This window comes from Nocardia sp. NPDC001965 (genome assembly GCF_053594175.1).
This window is the reverse complement of record NZ_JBSFDZ010000001.1, coordinates 786,921-799,729: the sequence shown is the minus strand read 5'-3', so window position 1 is coordinate 799,729 and position 12,809 is coordinate 786,921. Positions and strand designations below refer to the sequence as shown.

At 68.6% G+C, this 12,809-nt stretch carries 16 protein-coding genes and 1 pseudogene; 11 read left to right on the top strand and 6 right to left on the bottom strand.

Annotated elements, in window-relative coordinates; all coding sequences use genetic code 11:
• Positions 1-56 precede the first annotated feature (56 nt).
• Genes ACWCPQ_RS03655 through ACWCPQ_RS03635 form a run of 5 tightly spaced genes read left to right on the top strand, consistent with a single transcriptional unit; the run spans position 57 to position 4,557 of the window.
• Positions 57-893: an ABC transporter permease subunit gene (locus ACWCPQ_RS03655; RefSeq protein ID WP_449894241.1), complete on the top strand. Its 837-nt coding sequence runs from the start codon at positions 57-59 to the stop codon at positions 891-893.
• Entirely contained in the window at positions 890-1,645 is a 756-nt protein-coding gene (locus ACWCPQ_RS03650) for an ABC transporter ATP-binding protein (RefSeq protein ID WP_449894239.1), read from the top strand. Before ACWCPQ_RS03655 ends, ACWCPQ_RS03650 begins: the two co-directional genes overlap by 4 nt.
• On the top strand, positions 1,642-2,715 hold the full coding sequence (locus ACWCPQ_RS03645) for an NrtA/SsuA/CpmA family ABC transporter substrate-binding protein (RefSeq protein ID WP_449894237.1): 1,074 nt from the start codon (positions 1,642-1,644) through the stop codon (positions 2,713-2,715). Before ACWCPQ_RS03650 ends, ACWCPQ_RS03645 begins: the two co-directional genes overlap by 4 nt.
• 25 nt (positions 2,716-2,740) lie before the next feature.
• Positions 2,741-4,090, top strand: a complete 1,350-nt coding sequence (locus ACWCPQ_RS03640; protein ID WP_449894235.1) for an LLM class flavin-dependent oxidoreductase — start codon at positions 2,741-2,743, stop codon at positions 4,088-4,090.
• A complete protein-coding gene (locus tag ACWCPQ_RS03635; protein WP_449894232.1) occupies positions 4,087-4,557 on the top strand; it encodes an OsmC family protein in 471 nt (156 codons plus the stop codon). The genes ACWCPQ_RS03640 and ACWCPQ_RS03635 overlap by 4 nt, the downstream gene beginning before the upstream one ends.
• A gap of 178 nt (positions 4,558-4,735) precedes the next feature.
• On the opposite strand, the gene ACWCPQ_RS03630 is transcribed toward ACWCPQ_RS03635, so the two are convergent.
• The gene (locus ACWCPQ_RS03630; protein WP_449894230.1) at positions 4,736-5,557 is read right to left on the bottom strand and encodes an RNA polymerase sigma factor SigF; all 822 of its coding nucleotides are present in this window, start codon (positions 5,555-5,557) and stop codon (positions 4,736-4,738) included.
• Between the two features lie 371 nt (positions 5,558-5,928).
• On the opposite strand from ACWCPQ_RS03630, the gene ACWCPQ_RS03625 reads away from it, so the two are divergent.
• Positions 5,929-6,879, top strand: a complete 951-nt coding sequence (locus ACWCPQ_RS03625; RefSeq protein WP_449894228.1) for a helix-turn-helix transcriptional regulator — start codon at positions 5,929-5,931, stop codon at positions 6,877-6,879.
• A gap of 215 nt (positions 6,880-7,094) precedes the next feature.
• Here ACWCPQ_RS03625 and ACWCPQ_RS03620 read toward each other — a convergent pair whose 3' ends face one another.
• Both ACWCPQ_RS03620 and ACWCPQ_RS03615 read right to left on the bottom strand, forming a co-directional pair.
• The gene (locus tag ACWCPQ_RS03620; protein ID WP_449894226.1) at positions 7,095-7,475 is read right to left on the bottom strand and encodes an inorganic diphosphatase; all 381 of its coding nucleotides are present in this window, start codon (positions 7,473-7,475) and stop codon (positions 7,095-7,097) included.
• A 29-nt stretch (positions 7,476-7,504) separates the two neighbouring features.
• Positions 7,505-8,191 (bottom strand): annotated as a pseudogene (locus ACWCPQ_RS03615) (IS110 family transposase); the annotation flags it as partial.
• A 26-nt stretch (positions 8,192-8,217) separates the two neighbouring features.
• Here ACWCPQ_RS03615 and ACWCPQ_RS03610 point away from each other — a divergent pair.
• Both ACWCPQ_RS03610 and ACWCPQ_RS03605 read left to right on the top strand, forming a co-directional pair.
• Positions 8,218-8,463 carry a hypothetical protein gene (locus ACWCPQ_RS03610; protein WP_449894435.1) on the top strand — a complete coding sequence of 82 codons (246 nt, stop codon included), beginning with the start codon at positions 8,218-8,220 and terminating at the stop codon, positions 8,461-8,463.
• 173 nt (positions 8,464-8,636) lie between these two features.
• Complete coding sequence (locus tag ACWCPQ_RS03605) at positions 8,637-8,990, top strand: UBP-type zinc finger domain-containing protein (protein WP_449894224.1); 354 nt, start codon at positions 8,637-8,639, stop codon at positions 8,988-8,990.
• Positions 8,991-9,048: 58 nt separating this feature from the next.
• Here ACWCPQ_RS03605 and ACWCPQ_RS03600 read toward each other — a convergent pair whose 3' ends face one another.
• Complete coding sequence (locus ACWCPQ_RS03600; protein ID WP_449894222.1) at positions 9,049-10,008, bottom strand: ADP-ribosylglycohydrolase family protein; 960 nt, start codon at positions 10,006-10,008, stop codon at positions 9,049-9,051.
• A gap of 63 nt (positions 10,009-10,071) precedes the next feature.
• Between ACWCPQ_RS03600 and ACWCPQ_RS03595 the strand changes: the two genes are divergently transcribed.
• A complete protein-coding gene (locus ACWCPQ_RS03595) occupies positions 10,072-10,446 on the top strand; it encodes a WDGH domain-containing protein (RefSeq protein ID WP_449894220.1) in 375 nt (124 codons plus the stop codon).
• A gap of 281 nt (positions 10,447-10,727) precedes the next feature.
• Positions 10,728-11,054 carry a histone-like nucleoid-structuring protein Lsr2 gene (locus ACWCPQ_RS03590; protein ID WP_449894218.1) on the top strand — a complete coding sequence of 109 codons (327 nt, stop codon included), beginning with the start codon at positions 10,728-10,730 and terminating at the stop codon, positions 11,052-11,054.
• A 43-nt stretch (positions 11,055-11,097) separates the two neighbouring features.
• On the opposite strand, the gene ACWCPQ_RS03585 is transcribed toward ACWCPQ_RS03590, so the two are convergent.
• Positions 11,098-11,754 (bottom strand): hypothetical protein, encoded by a 657-nt coding sequence (locus ACWCPQ_RS03585; RefSeq protein WP_449894216.1) that lies wholly within the window; start codon positions 11,752-11,754, stop codon positions 11,098-11,100.
• An 18-nt stretch (positions 11,755-11,772) separates the two neighbouring features.
• Here ACWCPQ_RS03585 and ACWCPQ_RS03580 point away from each other — a divergent pair, with 18 nt between their 5' ends.
• Entirely contained in the window at positions 11,773-12,006 is a 234-nt protein-coding gene (locus tag ACWCPQ_RS03580) for a hypothetical protein (RefSeq protein ID WP_449894214.1), read from the top strand.
• Between the two features lie 88 nt (positions 12,007-12,094).
• On the opposite strand, the gene ACWCPQ_RS03575 is transcribed toward ACWCPQ_RS03580, so the two are convergent.
• Positions 12,095-12,763, bottom strand: coding sequence for a hypothetical protein (locus ACWCPQ_RS03575; protein WP_449894213.1), 669 nt, complete (start codon positions 12,761-12,763; stop codon positions 12,095-12,097).
• Positions 12,764-12,809 lie beyond the last annotated feature (46 nt).

The window sequence follows — 12,809 nt, the reverse complement described above, 5'->3', positions numbered from 1 at the left end:
TGCCTGGAGAAGCACGACAGGAGGGTCATGTATCCGCAAGTGAACGAGGGCCACCGGTGACCGGTGCGGTGGCGGCGGCCGCTCCGGCGACGGCACGCCGACGCAGCCCGAGCAGGAAGGCCGGCCGGTATCCGCGGGCGCTGCTGCCCTGGGTCGTGCCGGTGCTGATCGTCGCGGCCTGGCAGTGGAGCTCGAGCGCCGGCTTCATCTCACCGGCGATCCTGCCCGCGCCGTCGGTCGTGCTCGATACCGCAGGCACGCTGTGGCGCAGCGGCGAACTACCGGAACATGTTCTGGTCAGCCTGCGCCGGGTGACCGTCGGATTCGGCATCGGCGCCGTGATCGGCCTGGCCTTCGGATTCGCGGTGGGACTGTCCCGGCTGGCGGAAGGCGTTTTCGACCGCAGCCTGCAGATGGTGCGCGCGCTACCGCACCTGGCGCTGGTCCCGCTGCTGATCGCCGCGTTCGGAATCGGCGAGACCCCGCGCATTGTGCTGGTCACCCTCGGGGTGATCTTCCCCGTCTACCTCAACACGGTGAGCGGAATCCGGACGGTCGACGAGAAGCTGATCCAGCTGGGCAGCTCCTACGGGCTCACCCGGTGGGGACTGCTCCGCCATATCGTCGTACCCGGTGCGCTGCCGATGATCCTCACCGGTATCCGGTACGCGCTCGGCGTGGCGTGGCTCACCCTCGTCGTCGCCGAGACCATCGCCACCCGGGAGGGGATCGGCTACCTGGCGCAGAACGGCCGGGAGATGCTGCGCACCGACCGCATCGTGCTGGCCATCGTGCTCTATGCCCTCGCCGGGCTGCTCGCCGACCAGATCATCCGCTTGATCGAGCGCCGCGCCCTGCGCTGGAACCCGACGATGCGGAAGGTGCGGTCATGACTGCCTCGACGAAGAACCCGGTCGGGCTCACGCTGCGCGACGTGGGCATCCGGTACCGCGACACCTGGGTGCTGCGGCATCTGGACCTGACGGTCGAGCCGGGGCAGTTCGTCGCGATCGTCGGCCCGAGCGGCGTCGGGAAATCGAGCCTGCTGCGGCTGCTGGCGCAACTCGAGGCGGCGACCGAGGGAACTCTCGCGCCGGTCGATGCGGGCTCGTACTCGGCTCGGATGATGTTCCAGGAGGATCGGCTGCTGCCCTGGAAGTCGGTGCTGGACAATGTCACTCTGGCGAACCGGCGCCGTAACGACGCGGCCCGCGAACTGCTCGACCAGGTCGGCCTCGCGGGACGGGAGAAAGACTGGCCCGCCGAGCTTTCCGGTGGGCAACGCCAGCGCGTCGCGCTGGCCCGGGCGCTACTGCACCACCCCGACATCCTGCTGCTCGACGAGCCGTTCGGCGCGCTGGACGCCATCACCCGGGTGAACATGCACGAACTGGTCGAATCGTTGCTGGCCCGGGAACCGCGGACCGTGGTGCTGGTCACCCACGACGTCGAAGAAGCACTGATGCTGGCCGACCGGGTGCTGTTGCTGACCCCGGAAGGCATCACCACCGACCTCACCGTCGCGCAGCCGCGGCCCCGCAGCCGTGGCGACGCCGAACTCGCCGACCTCGAACAGCGTCTGCTGGACGATCTACTCGCCGCCGACCGTCTGGCGCGGCAATCCCGGAAAGGCACAACAGTATGAGCACGCCGCCGTTATCGCTGAACAGGCGCGGATTCCTGAAGGCCACCGGTCTCGGCGCGCTGGGCGTGGCCGGAGCCGCGGCGCTGGCGGCCTGCGGCCCGGGCACGTCGGCGCCGGCGGCGCTCACCGAGATCCGCTACGCCCTGATCGGCGACGGCAAGGCCGAGCCCGGGACCATTCTGTCGCACGGGCTCGGCGGCTTCGATGTGAGCGCCGCGGTGGGCATGCCGGTGTCGTTCCCCACCGGATTCGCCGCGTCGCTTCCGGTGATGGAGGCGATCAAGGCCGGCAGTATCGAGTTCTCCTTCGCGACCGCGACGGCGATCATCTACGCGATCGGCGGCGGTGTGCCGGTGGTACCGCTGGTCGCCTATCCGCTGCCGGCGAACGAAGTCGACATCCTGGTCCCCAAGGGGTCCGCTATCGAGTCCGCCGCCGATCTCGCCGGTCGCCGGGTCGCCGACCATCAAGGCACCACCGGGACCTACAGCCTCGTCAAATACCTGGAGACCGCCGGGTTGACCATGGACGATATCGAGTACGTCGATCTCACTGCCGCGGATGCGGAAGCCGCTTTCGCGCAACGGCATGTGGACGCCTGGATCAACTGGCAACCCACCATCGAACTGGCCCGGCGTAAACACGACGCCGAGGTGCTACCCGGCGTCCGTACCTACGACTACGCGTTCTTCGTGGCCTCCGAACAGTTCGCGTTCGAGCGGCCGCACGAGGCCGCGACCCTGGTCCGCCATGTGCGCGACGCGCAGCGCTGGATCGAGGCGAACCCCGAAACCGCGGTCGCGGAATTCGCGGCGCTGGGCGGCTTCGGTGATTCCACCCTGGAGAAGGACGTGTACTACGACCTGGTCCAGCAGAAGCGCCTCTCCTACTCGGGCGCGGGGGATTTCGGCGTGGTCGGCGATGATGCCGTCACCGGCACCCAGGACCTGGCCGACAACTTCCACGCGCTGGGTGTGTATCCGGAAGCCGTGGACGTGCGCGGCTGGTTCGCCGACAGCCGGTTCGCTCCGGTCGCCGACGCCGTCCGTGCCGAACTTGCCGCACAGTGATCGACAGAGACCGGGAGACCATTCGATGAGCAAGAAAATGCGCCTGGCCGCATTCGTCACCGCGGGTCCGGGCCGGCCGGGCGGCTGGCGCTATCCTGGGTCGGTACCCGGCTGGCTGGACGCGTCCTACTATCACAACATCGCGCGGACGCTCGAGGACGGCCGTTTCGACCTGGCGTTCTTCCCCGATATCCTCTCGGTTCCCGATCGCTTCGGCGACAGTACGGATTCGCAGTTGCGCTACGGGGCGCTGGGTTCGCTGCGGGTGGACCCGCTGCCGGTGATGGCATCCATGGCGGCGGTCACGCGGCATCTCGGCATCGCGGCGACGGTTTCGACGAGCTACGCCCAGCCGTTCAGCGTAGCCCGGACTTTCGCCAGCCTGGACCATCTGACCGCGGGGCGGTCCGCCTGGAACATCGTGACCTCGTTCCAGGAATCGGAAGCCCGCAACTTCAACCTCGACACACAGTTCGACCGGTCGACCCGTTACGAGCGCGCCGACGAATTCTTGCAGGTGGCGGCAAAGCTCTGGGACAGCTGGGAAGACGACGCGCTGGTCCTGGACGAGCAGGCTCCGCTGTTCGCCGACCCCGACCGCGTGCACCGTATCGATCACCAGGGGCAGTACTTCGCCGTTGCGGGCCCGCTCAATGTGCCGCGGCCGCCGCAGGGCTATCCCGTGCTGATCCAGGCCGGTGCCTCGTCGAAGGGTAAGGATTTCGCCGCGCACTGGTCGGATGTGATTTTCTGCAGCCACGCCTCCAAAGAGTCGGCGCAGTCCTTCTACACCGAGATCAAGGAACGGGCGGCGACTTTCGGCCGCGATCCCGGCAGTATCAAGATCCTGCCCTCCATCACGCCGATCGTCGCCCCGACCTCCGCGCGGGCCGAGGAACTGGCCGAGGAGATATTCGAACTGGTTCCGCCGTTGGGCGGCCTGTCCACGCTGGCCTACCATCTAGATGTCGATCTCTCCACCTTCCCGCTGGACGAACGCCTGCCCGAGGTGGAGGTTCCGGGTGTGGAAGGGCATTACCACGAGGTCCGCGAGATCACCGAGCGTGACGGTCTGACGCTGCGTCAGCTGGGTAAGCAGTACGGCGGCCGGACCGAGGGGAATTTCATCGGCACCGCCGCCGAGGTCGCCGACGGGTTGCAGGAATGGTTCGAGGACGAGGCCGCCGACGGGTTCACCCTCCAGGTGCCCTACCAGCCCGGTGGTTTCGAGACCTTCACCCGGCAGGTCGTGCCGGAACTGCAGAAACGCGGGCTCTTCCGCACCGAGTACGAGGGCGCCACGCTGCGTGAAAACCTCGGCCTCGATCGCCCGGCCCGCGGTGACTGGGTCACGCGCGCGGGTGGTGCGAAGTGACGGACGCGGCACGGGGTGCGGTGACGGTGGCGGCCGAGATCGCCGCACCGGGCCGGTTCATCGTATCGGCGCGGGCGAATCACCTGGTCAGTGATTCCCGGCTGACCGGCGGCGAGGCGATCCACGCCGGTGAGCTGTTGCTCGCGGCGCTGGCCTCGTGCGCCCTCGCCAATATCGAGAACTACGCCGCCGAAACGGGATTCGCTGCGGTGCGGGTGGTCGCGACGGCCTCGCACACCCGGGACGAAGACGCGCCGACCTACTACCGCCATACGCTACTCGAGCTCGAGCTCGAGGGGGTCGGCGACGTGGACGGGTGGGCGCTGGTGGACAACTTCGTGGCCACCTGCCCCATCTACAACACGATCCGGCGCGGCAGCGGGATCGAGATCGTACTCAACGGCCGACGCCGTGCGGCGGTCGCCGAGCCGGCGCACGCGGGAGAGCGCGGCGACGGTGACCGGTAGCGAGGGCCGCCGTGCCGAACCGGCGGCGGAGAACTGTTGCCGGGGAACAGCATTGCGCCTGCGGCGCTATGCGCTGGGGTCGGCCGGCAGTCGCCGGGTGGACCCGGCCCGCGCCGCCCCGGGGTCGTGCCGGCCGCGGCGCGCGCGTCAGCGGGCGAAACCGCCGCCGGATCCGGGGTCAGTCGCGTAGGGCGCGTTCACGCAGGGTGGCCAGGGTACGAGTCAGGATGCGGGAGATCTGCATCTGCGACACATTCAATTCGGCGGCGATCTGGGCCTGGGTCCGGTTCTCGAAGAACCGCATGTGCAGCACGCGCTGGTCCCGCTCGGGGAGATCCTGCAACAGGGGCGCGATGGTGAGCGCGTTCTCGGTGAGTTCGTAGGAGGGGTCTTCGCCGCCGAGGGTTTCGGTGCTCTTCGCCGCTGCTCCGCTGCCGTCGTTCTGTTCGGCCGAGGCATCGAGCGAATCTGTGCGATAGGCATTGCCGGCCAGCAGAGCCTGGGTGACCTCGTTGAGATCGAGGTTCATCTCCACGGCGATATCGAGCGCGGTCGGTGTCCGGCCGAGTCGTTGGCTGAGGCGTTCGATGGTGGGGCCGAGCGCGGTCTGGGTTTCCTTGACCCGCCGCGGCACCCGGACCGCCCAGGTGTGGTCGCGGAAGTGCCTGCGTACCTCGCCCATGATCGTGGGAACGGCGAAGGCCACGAAACTGGATCCCCGGCCGGCGTCGTACCGGTCTACGGCCAACACCAGCCCCAGCGACGCGATCTGGTGCAGATCCTCGTAGTTCTCCCCGCGTCCGGTGAACCGGCGCGCGATGTGATCGGCCAGCGGCAGGCAGCGGCGCATGATCTCCTCCCGAAGCTCCGCGCGCCCGGGATCCGCCGAATCCATCGCCGTGAGCTGTTCCAGCAGCGGTTCGATCCCGTCGTAACTGTCGGTACCACGATTGGCGCGGCGCGCTGTGTTCGGGGAGTGGGATACGGCCACTGTCGTCATCGAGACCTCGCTTTCCGTTGCCTCCACGCGGAACAGAGCCGCTGGAGGGCGACGGTCCCGGTCTACCCGTTGCGACGAGAACAACCACGACGAACGGTTCTTCTTCGTTCAGTGGATGGTTGCCCGACGGTGAGCTTCGTTTTCCGGACCGGGAGTGGGAGCGCGGCGGGCTCGCATCGGGCCGGCCGCACACAATGGCGGCGGCAAGTATCCGTCCGGGACATCCGCGCGGCGCCACCGTGTCGCGCGGACCAGCGCGTTCACCGGTGCGGTTGATCCAGGCGAGCGCCCGTGGTCTCGTAGAAGAGAATTGCAACCGTTCCACATTTCAGCGGAGCGGTGTCGGTCGGAGCCGACCGGAGAGGCGGGTCATGCGGAGTCTGTTTTTCGACAGCGAGGACCTCGGGGCCACCGAGGAGTTCCTCAACAGCGCCTACACCCGGATGCAGATCGGCAACGACAGTCCCCGGGGTGCGCGTACCCGCATCCGCCGCGACCTACTCGGTCCGGTCAGCCTGGATCGACTCGAGCTGGGCTTCGATATGGCCTACGACGCCGACCCACTGAACAAGATCTGCCTGATCACGGTACATTCCGGAACGGTAGAGGAGGACTTCCGCGAGGTCGGCCGAGATATCTTCGCTCCCGGCGATTCCGGTCTGCTCACCCCGCACGATCTTCCGTATTCCGGAGTGGTCCGGTCCTCTCGCTACGACATCACCATGTTCGAGCCGGAACTGCTGGACCGTCTCGCGGCCACGGGCGGCCCGGCGCAGCAGCCCATCCGTATCAGTGGGCACCGCCCCGTGAGTCCTACCGCGAACCGGCAGCTCACCGCCGTGATCACCCACCTGCAGCGGGTCGCCACCGACCCGGCCACCGCCGCGAGCCCGCTGCTGGCGGCCACCGGCGCCGATTACCTGGCCGCGACCGTACTCGCGACCATGCCCACGACGGCGGTGACCGAACCCGCCGCCGCCGACCGCCGTGACGCCCACCCGGAAACGGTGCGCCGCGCCGTCGCCTACCTGGAATCCCATCTGCACGAGGATGTGACGATCACCGAGGTCGCGGCGGCGGCTTTTGTGACACCGCGGGCGCTGCAGCTGGCGTTCCGGCGCCATCTCGGCACCACTCCGTTGCGCTATCTGCGACGGCTGCGCTTGGCCGGCGCCCACGACGAGCTGCGTGCCGCGGCGGCCGGGGACGGGCAGACGGTCGCCACCATCGCTCACCGGTGGGGGTTCGCCCATCCGGGCCGCTTCGCCATCGCCTACCGCGATCACTACGGCCGTCCGCCGTCGGAAGTCCTGCACAGCTGAACGGCGGCGCTGTCCGGCCGCGCTGCGCCGGCGTTCCGCCGGCCGAGGCGGCTGCGACGAACCGGCTTGCCCTGGGCTGGATCCGGCCCGTGTTCTGCCCTGGTCCGGGCGGCGCCGGGTGGCGTGCGAATCCGCTCGACTACCGTCCGCGTAACATGCAGAATGGCCGGTGAAGAGGGGTGTCCCTATGGTTTTCGTCAAGGGCAGCGGCAGGGTCAGTGCCTGATGACGGTGTAGTGCCCGGCGGTCTCCTGGAATTCGATCGCCGCGGCGATGGCCGCGTCGTCGAGTGCCGTGGCGGGGTTGGGAACGACGATGAGTTTGTCGTCATCGTCGTGGAACCGGTGGACGATCGCGATGCATGTGCCGTGTGCTGAGGTCACCGGTTCGGAAGGGCCGAGATAGTAGGCGTCGAGTTCCTCACCGTCGGGCGCGAGTGTGCCGGGGACATAGCCATAGTTCGCCAGATAGAGAAATCCGCAGGTCGGGTGGCGGCTCCCGTAGGGGCGGTCGATCAAGAGATCGACCGCCCGGCCGAGAAACGGCCGCGCCAGTCTCAGCGATTCGGATTCCTCGAACGGTGCTGGGCTGGTCACCGTCGCAGACTATCGAGCGGTCTCGATCATCATGCGGCTGGTTGCGGTGCCCGGTATGGCTGTTTGGTTTCGAGCATGGCGAACAGGACGTCGCAGCGTCTTCGGGCCAGGCAGATGAGGGCGGCGTTGTGTTTCTTGCCCTCGGCGCGTTTGCGGTTGTAGTAAGTGCGGCCGGCCGGGTCGTGCAGAGCGGCGAATGCGGATAGAAGCAAGGCTCGTTTGAGTTTGTGGTTGCCGGATCGGCCAGGATCTCCTCGACCAGCCGGGCGCCCATGTGGGGTGCGTGTTTGGTCGCGATGGCGGTGAGTGTGCGCCGCCCGGCGGCCCGGATCCCCTCTGGGCCGCCGCAGCGCGACAGAATTTCCAGCACCGCTGGATGCGCGATCCTCGGACCGAGGACGCGTTCGAGAGCCGAAGACGCCGGTGAGCAGGCCGCGGATGCGGTTGCTGGTGCGGGTCGCCTCACCGGCCAAATCGTCATCGAACCCGGCCAGAACGCCGAGCTCGGTCAGGGCGTCATCACCGACATCGACCCGGCGCAACGTGTGCGGCATGGCGCGGGCGGCATCAGCGACGATGTGGGCATCGCGGGCGTCGGTCTTGTCCTGGCCCGGGTATAGGTCGGCGATGCGACGCATCGACAACCTGGGCAGGTAGGCGGCATCATGCCCGCAGGCACGGGCCACGGTCACCGGCAGAGCGCCGATCGTGTGGGGGATTCGAATACGCGGATGCCGAATTCGTGGCGGACCACAACACGCTGATCGGATATGTGCAGCACCCACGGCACGTGGGGATCCGCCCCGGCGCCTACACCGTGCTCTCCGTCGGTGACGGAGAGGAATTCCTCTGCCGGATCCGGCTCGACAGCGACAAGAGCGGCGCCGCCAAAGCGCGGGATCTACCGGTGCCGCTGCTCGAGACACTGGAGAACGGTCGCTACGGGCGCGACTATCTGACCGGCCTGGACGCCGGGCTGCCCGGCTGACCGCCCACGATGGGCGATTATCCTGCGCGGCGGCTTCGATCGAAGCCGAGGGGACGCGGTAAGGTCCGGTTCGTGGCCGGTACGGTGCGCGCACACCTCGCGGTCGATCCCGCGCTACCCGCGCTGTCGTGGTCCGTTGTCGTACGGTTCGTCCAGAGCTGCGGAGGTTGAACATGTCTCAGGCCATCGAGGGCATCGACCCGTCCGTGCCGCCCAGCGGCCCCGGATGTGTGGAATGTGAAAAAGCGCAGGGCTGGTGGGTACATCTGCGGCGCTGCGCGCAGTGCGGGCATATCGGATGCTGCGATTCGTCGCCCGCTCAGCACGCCACCGCGCATTTCACGGCGACCGGTCATCCGTTCGTGCAGAGCTTCGAACCGGGGGAGGAGTGGTTCTGGGACTACCGATCCGATGAGATGTTCGGTGCGGGACCGGAACTCGCGCCGCCCCGGGATCACCCGCGTACCCAGACCGTGCCCGGACCGCAGGACCGGGTTCCGGCGGACTGGCAGGACCATATCCACTGAACCTGCCGCCCGCGCCGACAGTCGGTGACTGTCGGCGGGCCGTCCGCGCGCTTCGGCGTCAGGCGCCGGACAACCAGCGGCGCACCCGTCCGAACCCCCGGGGCCGGGGCGGCCGCCGGTCCGGATCGAACCAGCCGGGTAACGGTTCGCGCGCGGCCAGCCACCGTTGCGGTATCCCGGTTCCCGCCCGCCGTCCGGTGTGGGCGGCGACTATTCCGCCGGCGATGGCACCGGTGGTGTCGATATCCCCGTCCGCTTCGATACAGGCGGTGATCGCGGCCGGATAGTCACCGAGATGTGTCGCCGCTACCCATATCGTGAACGGAACTGTGTCCTGGGCGGTCACCCGGGAACCGTTGCCGAGTTCGTCGGCTGCTTCCCGAGTGGAGGCGCCAAGCAGTGCGCGGGCCCGGCGGATCGATCCGCGGGTCGTGCTGTCGCCGAGATGGCCGAGGACGGAATCGATGAATTCCGCCGGTGCGGGCCGGGTTCCGGCCGCGCCGGACCGGGCGGCGACCGCCGCGGCGACGGCGACCGCCACCGCGCCGGCGATCCCCTCCGGATGCGTATGGGTGACCTCCGCCGACCTGGCCGCCTCGGCGGCCGCCGTCGCCGGATCGTCCGCGTAGAAGGCGCCCAGCGGAGCGACCCGCATGGCCGCGCCGTTGCCGCACGATCCCTGGTCCTCGAATGCGGCGCCGGCCACATCTCGCCAGTGCGCACCGGCACCGATCCGGCGCAGCACCCCGACCGTGTTGAATCCGTAGTCGCGGTGCGGCTGGAACCGGCGTGCGAACCCGGCGGCCAGCCGGTCCTGGTCGATCGCACCGTTGCGGAGCAGTTCGGTGACGACACTGCACGCCATCTCGGTGTCGTCGGTCCACGCCCACGGCCGCTCGGTGGGCAGATCACCGGCCCGGAGGTCGGCGAGGGACCGGCGCATGACCGGGAACTGCTGTCCCAGTGCGTCTCCCACCGAGAGTCCGTCCAGCGAATCGAGCATCGAGTCGATGTGCATCGCGTCGAATGGTAGCGGGACCGGGTACCCGTCCGATTATCGGAGTGATCACCGGGAGGCGGCGTGCACAGCGAGACCGACGAGAACACCAGCGACGGCGTACACACCTTCGCCGAGCTGTACCGCTACCGGATGTTGTACAACGCGCTCGTGTTCAACGAATGGGCGGCCGCCGGCCGGTACGACGTCCACAAGAGCATCCGGCACAGCGACAATGAACTCTGTTTCGGTGGTGGTTGGTTCGTCGTCTATGCGACGTTGCCGACCGGCCAGATCGCCAACCACTACCGGCTGCGGCACTGGGCGCTCTTCCGGATTCCCGAACGGCCGGTGCCGGTGGTGTGGGACGGGCACACCGCGCACGAAGCCGCCGACCGGATGTTCCGGTTCCTGACAGGGCAGGTCTGCCCGAATACCGGCGGCCGGCCCACGATCTGATCGGCGGCGGTGCCGAACCAGATCCGGGATCGATCACCCGTCGGCATATGCCGAGGTGGTGGCCATCGTGACCGCTCGTGGAATCGCTGCCGACGCCCTCTTCCCGGGGTCACCGCCCACCGGTTCCGGGGTGCCGTCGCGGTCGCGGGTTGTCGGACGAGAGTCCAAGTGCCTCTTTCTCATTGGTTTCTCAGCGTTTCTGAGGCGGTATTCCGGGGTGAGGCCAGTACGGTGTCGCGTGCCGGGTCGGCCGGTGGTGTAGTGAGTGAAGGGACGTGGGTGTGGCGCGCAGAGTAGTTGTCACGATGGTCGATGATCTGGACGGCGAATCCGTAGCGGCGGAGACGGTGTCGTTCGGCGTCGACGGACTGCTGTACGAAATAGATCTCTCCGAGGCGAACGCGCGAGAGTTCCGCGCCGCCCTGGACAAGTGGGTACCGTTCGCGCGCAGAGTCGGCAAGCCGCGCCGGGTGAAGGGGCAAGTAGCGGACCGGCCGCATTCGGCGAAAGCGGTGCGGGAGTGGGCTCGGCGCAACGGGCACGAGGTTCCCGACCGCGGCCGTATCCCCGGTGTCGTGCTGGATGCCTATCAGCGCGCCGCCGGCTAGTACCCGGAACTGTCCGCGTGCGGCCGGCCGTTCCCGGCGGCGATCAGTTCGCCGGGTCGGACGGTGCGTGTACGGCGATCTCGCCGCTGAGCGTATGACCGCCGTCGAGCCGCAGCCGATCTCCGCTCCAGAATCGGCCCGGGTCGTACCAGTCGGGGCTGCGGGTATCCGGTAGCAGTCCCATCGCCTGGTAGGTGGCCGCTACGATCTCCGCGCAGTAGGCGTTCTCCACCTCCCGGGCAGCCGGTGGGCGTGAGCGGCGGCGTGGCAGCCTGACCCGGCCCCGGAACCAGCGTCCGGCCAGTGCCGCCGTCGACGGGAAGGGGGTGCCGTCGAGCCGCGCGATCGTGCGCAGCATGCCGTCCTCCATCTCCCGGGTGGCGGGCGGCTCCAGCTGGCGCAGCCAGGCCTGCTGGCCGTACCGGTTCGCCCAGACCATCACCGCGTCGCGAAGATTGTGTAACTGGGCACCGCGATGTGCGTTGCCCGACCACATATCCGGTAGCGACCGCCCGAGTTCCGCATGCCAGATCAGCGCGGGCAGATCGTCGATCACCACCGACATACCCACGTGGTTGACCGGACTGTTGGTCGTCATCCGGATCATCCGGTCGGCCGTGGAGTGCCCACGGAACAACCAGATATCGCCAGTCCTGGTGATCTCGACAGCCCGGTCGAGATCGAGATCCGCACCCGCCATGGAAGTAGCCTATGCGCTATGAGGTGGTGGAAGGTATTGGGTTTGGCGGGAGCGGCCGGTGTCGTGGCCACCGGTGTGGTGGTGGTGCGTGCCGAACGCCGCCGCCGCGCCTACACCCCGGACGAGGTCCGTGAACAGTTGCACGTCCGGTTCGCGCAGGCGGTGGCCGCCGAGGAGGCCGTCGAGCTCGCGGAGCCGGAATCGCGACTCGCCCGGGTCCGCGCGCGGATACGACGGGTGTTCCGTCGCTGACCGCGGTTCCTTTCCCGTGGGCGGGAAATTCCGCCCGTCGCGGATGCGGTCTTCCCCGTCTTCCCGGCGGGACCGATGCGGTCCCGGGTCAGACGACGGCGACGGACCGGATCCGGGCGAACGCGATGACCTCTTCGGCGAAGGGAGAGGCCGCTCGGTGCCCGGAACAGGACCGGAGCCGGTGGATCGCCTCGTCGAGTTCGGGCCCCGGACCGCGGTCGGCGAGCAGGACGACGATCGCCTCGCGCGTTCCGATCCGCTCGCCCGGTTGTGCCAGGAGTTCGTCGAGATAGCGGTCGGGATCGCTCAGCGCGATCGCCCGGCGCGCGTAGGCGTGGACGCGCCGGGGCATCTCGGCGCGGATGGTGTCGATATCGGCCTGCAGTGCGTGCCCGCCCGGTTGGTCGGGATCGACCCGGAGCGACCAGGGGCGGGTGAGTTCCTCCGGTAGGCCGTGATCGTCGATCAGATCCGGGCCGCTCGCCTTCTCCAGCGGTATCGGCGGCAGTCCGTGCTGCGCATTGCGCCAGTTGCCGAATTCCCACCACGCCCGTGGGGTGGCATCGAGATGCAGGCCGAATTTCAGGACCTGCCGACCGTCGGCCCAGGTGCGCGACACCCTGGTCCGGCCGACGGACGCGACACCGTCCGGCTCGACCCGCACCCAGGGCGCCTCGGTGCCGTCGAAACCGTACGGCTGTAGCAACTTTGCGGTGTCGCGCAGCAGCCGCCGCAGCGCCGGATCCGTTTTGACCATTCGGGCAGACTATCGATGCCGCCCGACAGCTCGGGGCCGCGGCTTG

Excerpts from the sequence above, each read along its gene's own strand:
- ACWCPQ_RS03650 (WP_449894239.1), top strand. The coding sequence starts at position 890 with ATGACTGCCTCGACGAAGAACCCGGTCGGGCTCACGCTGCGCGACGTG.
- ACWCPQ_RS03625 (WP_449894228.1), top strand. The coding sequence starts at position 5,929 with ATGCGGAGTCTGTTTTTCGACAGCGAGGACCTCGGGGCCACCGAGGAG.
- ACWCPQ_RS03640 (WP_449894235.1), top strand. The coding sequence starts at position 2,741 with ATGAGCAAGAAAATGCGCCTGGCCGCATTCGTCACCGCGGGTCCGGGC.
- ACWCPQ_RS03580 (WP_449894214.1), top strand. The coding sequence starts at position 11,773 with ATGAGGTGGTGGAAGGTATTGGGTTTGGCGGGAGCGGCCGGTGTCGTG.
- ACWCPQ_RS03605 (WP_449894224.1), top strand. The coding sequence starts at position 8,637 with ATGTCTCAGGCCATCGAGGGCATCGACCCGTCCGTGCCGCCCAGCGGC.
- ACWCPQ_RS03600 (WP_449894222.1), bottom strand. The coding sequence starts at position 10,008 with ATGCACATCGACTCGATGCTCGATTCGCTGGACGGACTCTCGGTGGGA.
- ACWCPQ_RS03645 (WP_449894237.1), top strand. The coding sequence starts at position 1,642 with ATGAGCACGCCGCCGTTATCGCTGAACAGGCGCGGATTCCTGAAGGCC.
- ACWCPQ_RS03585 (WP_449894216.1), bottom strand. The coding sequence starts at position 11,754 with ATGGCGGGTGCGGATCTCGATCTCGACCGGGCTGTCGAGATCACCAGG.
- ACWCPQ_RS03575 (WP_449894213.1), bottom strand. The coding sequence starts at position 12,763 with ATGGTCAAAACGGATCCGGCGCTGCGGCGGCTGCTGCGCGACACCGCA.
- ACWCPQ_RS03630 (WP_449894230.1), bottom strand. The coding sequence starts at position 5,557 with ATGACGACAGTGGCCGTATCCCACTCCCCGAACACAGCGCGCCGCGCC.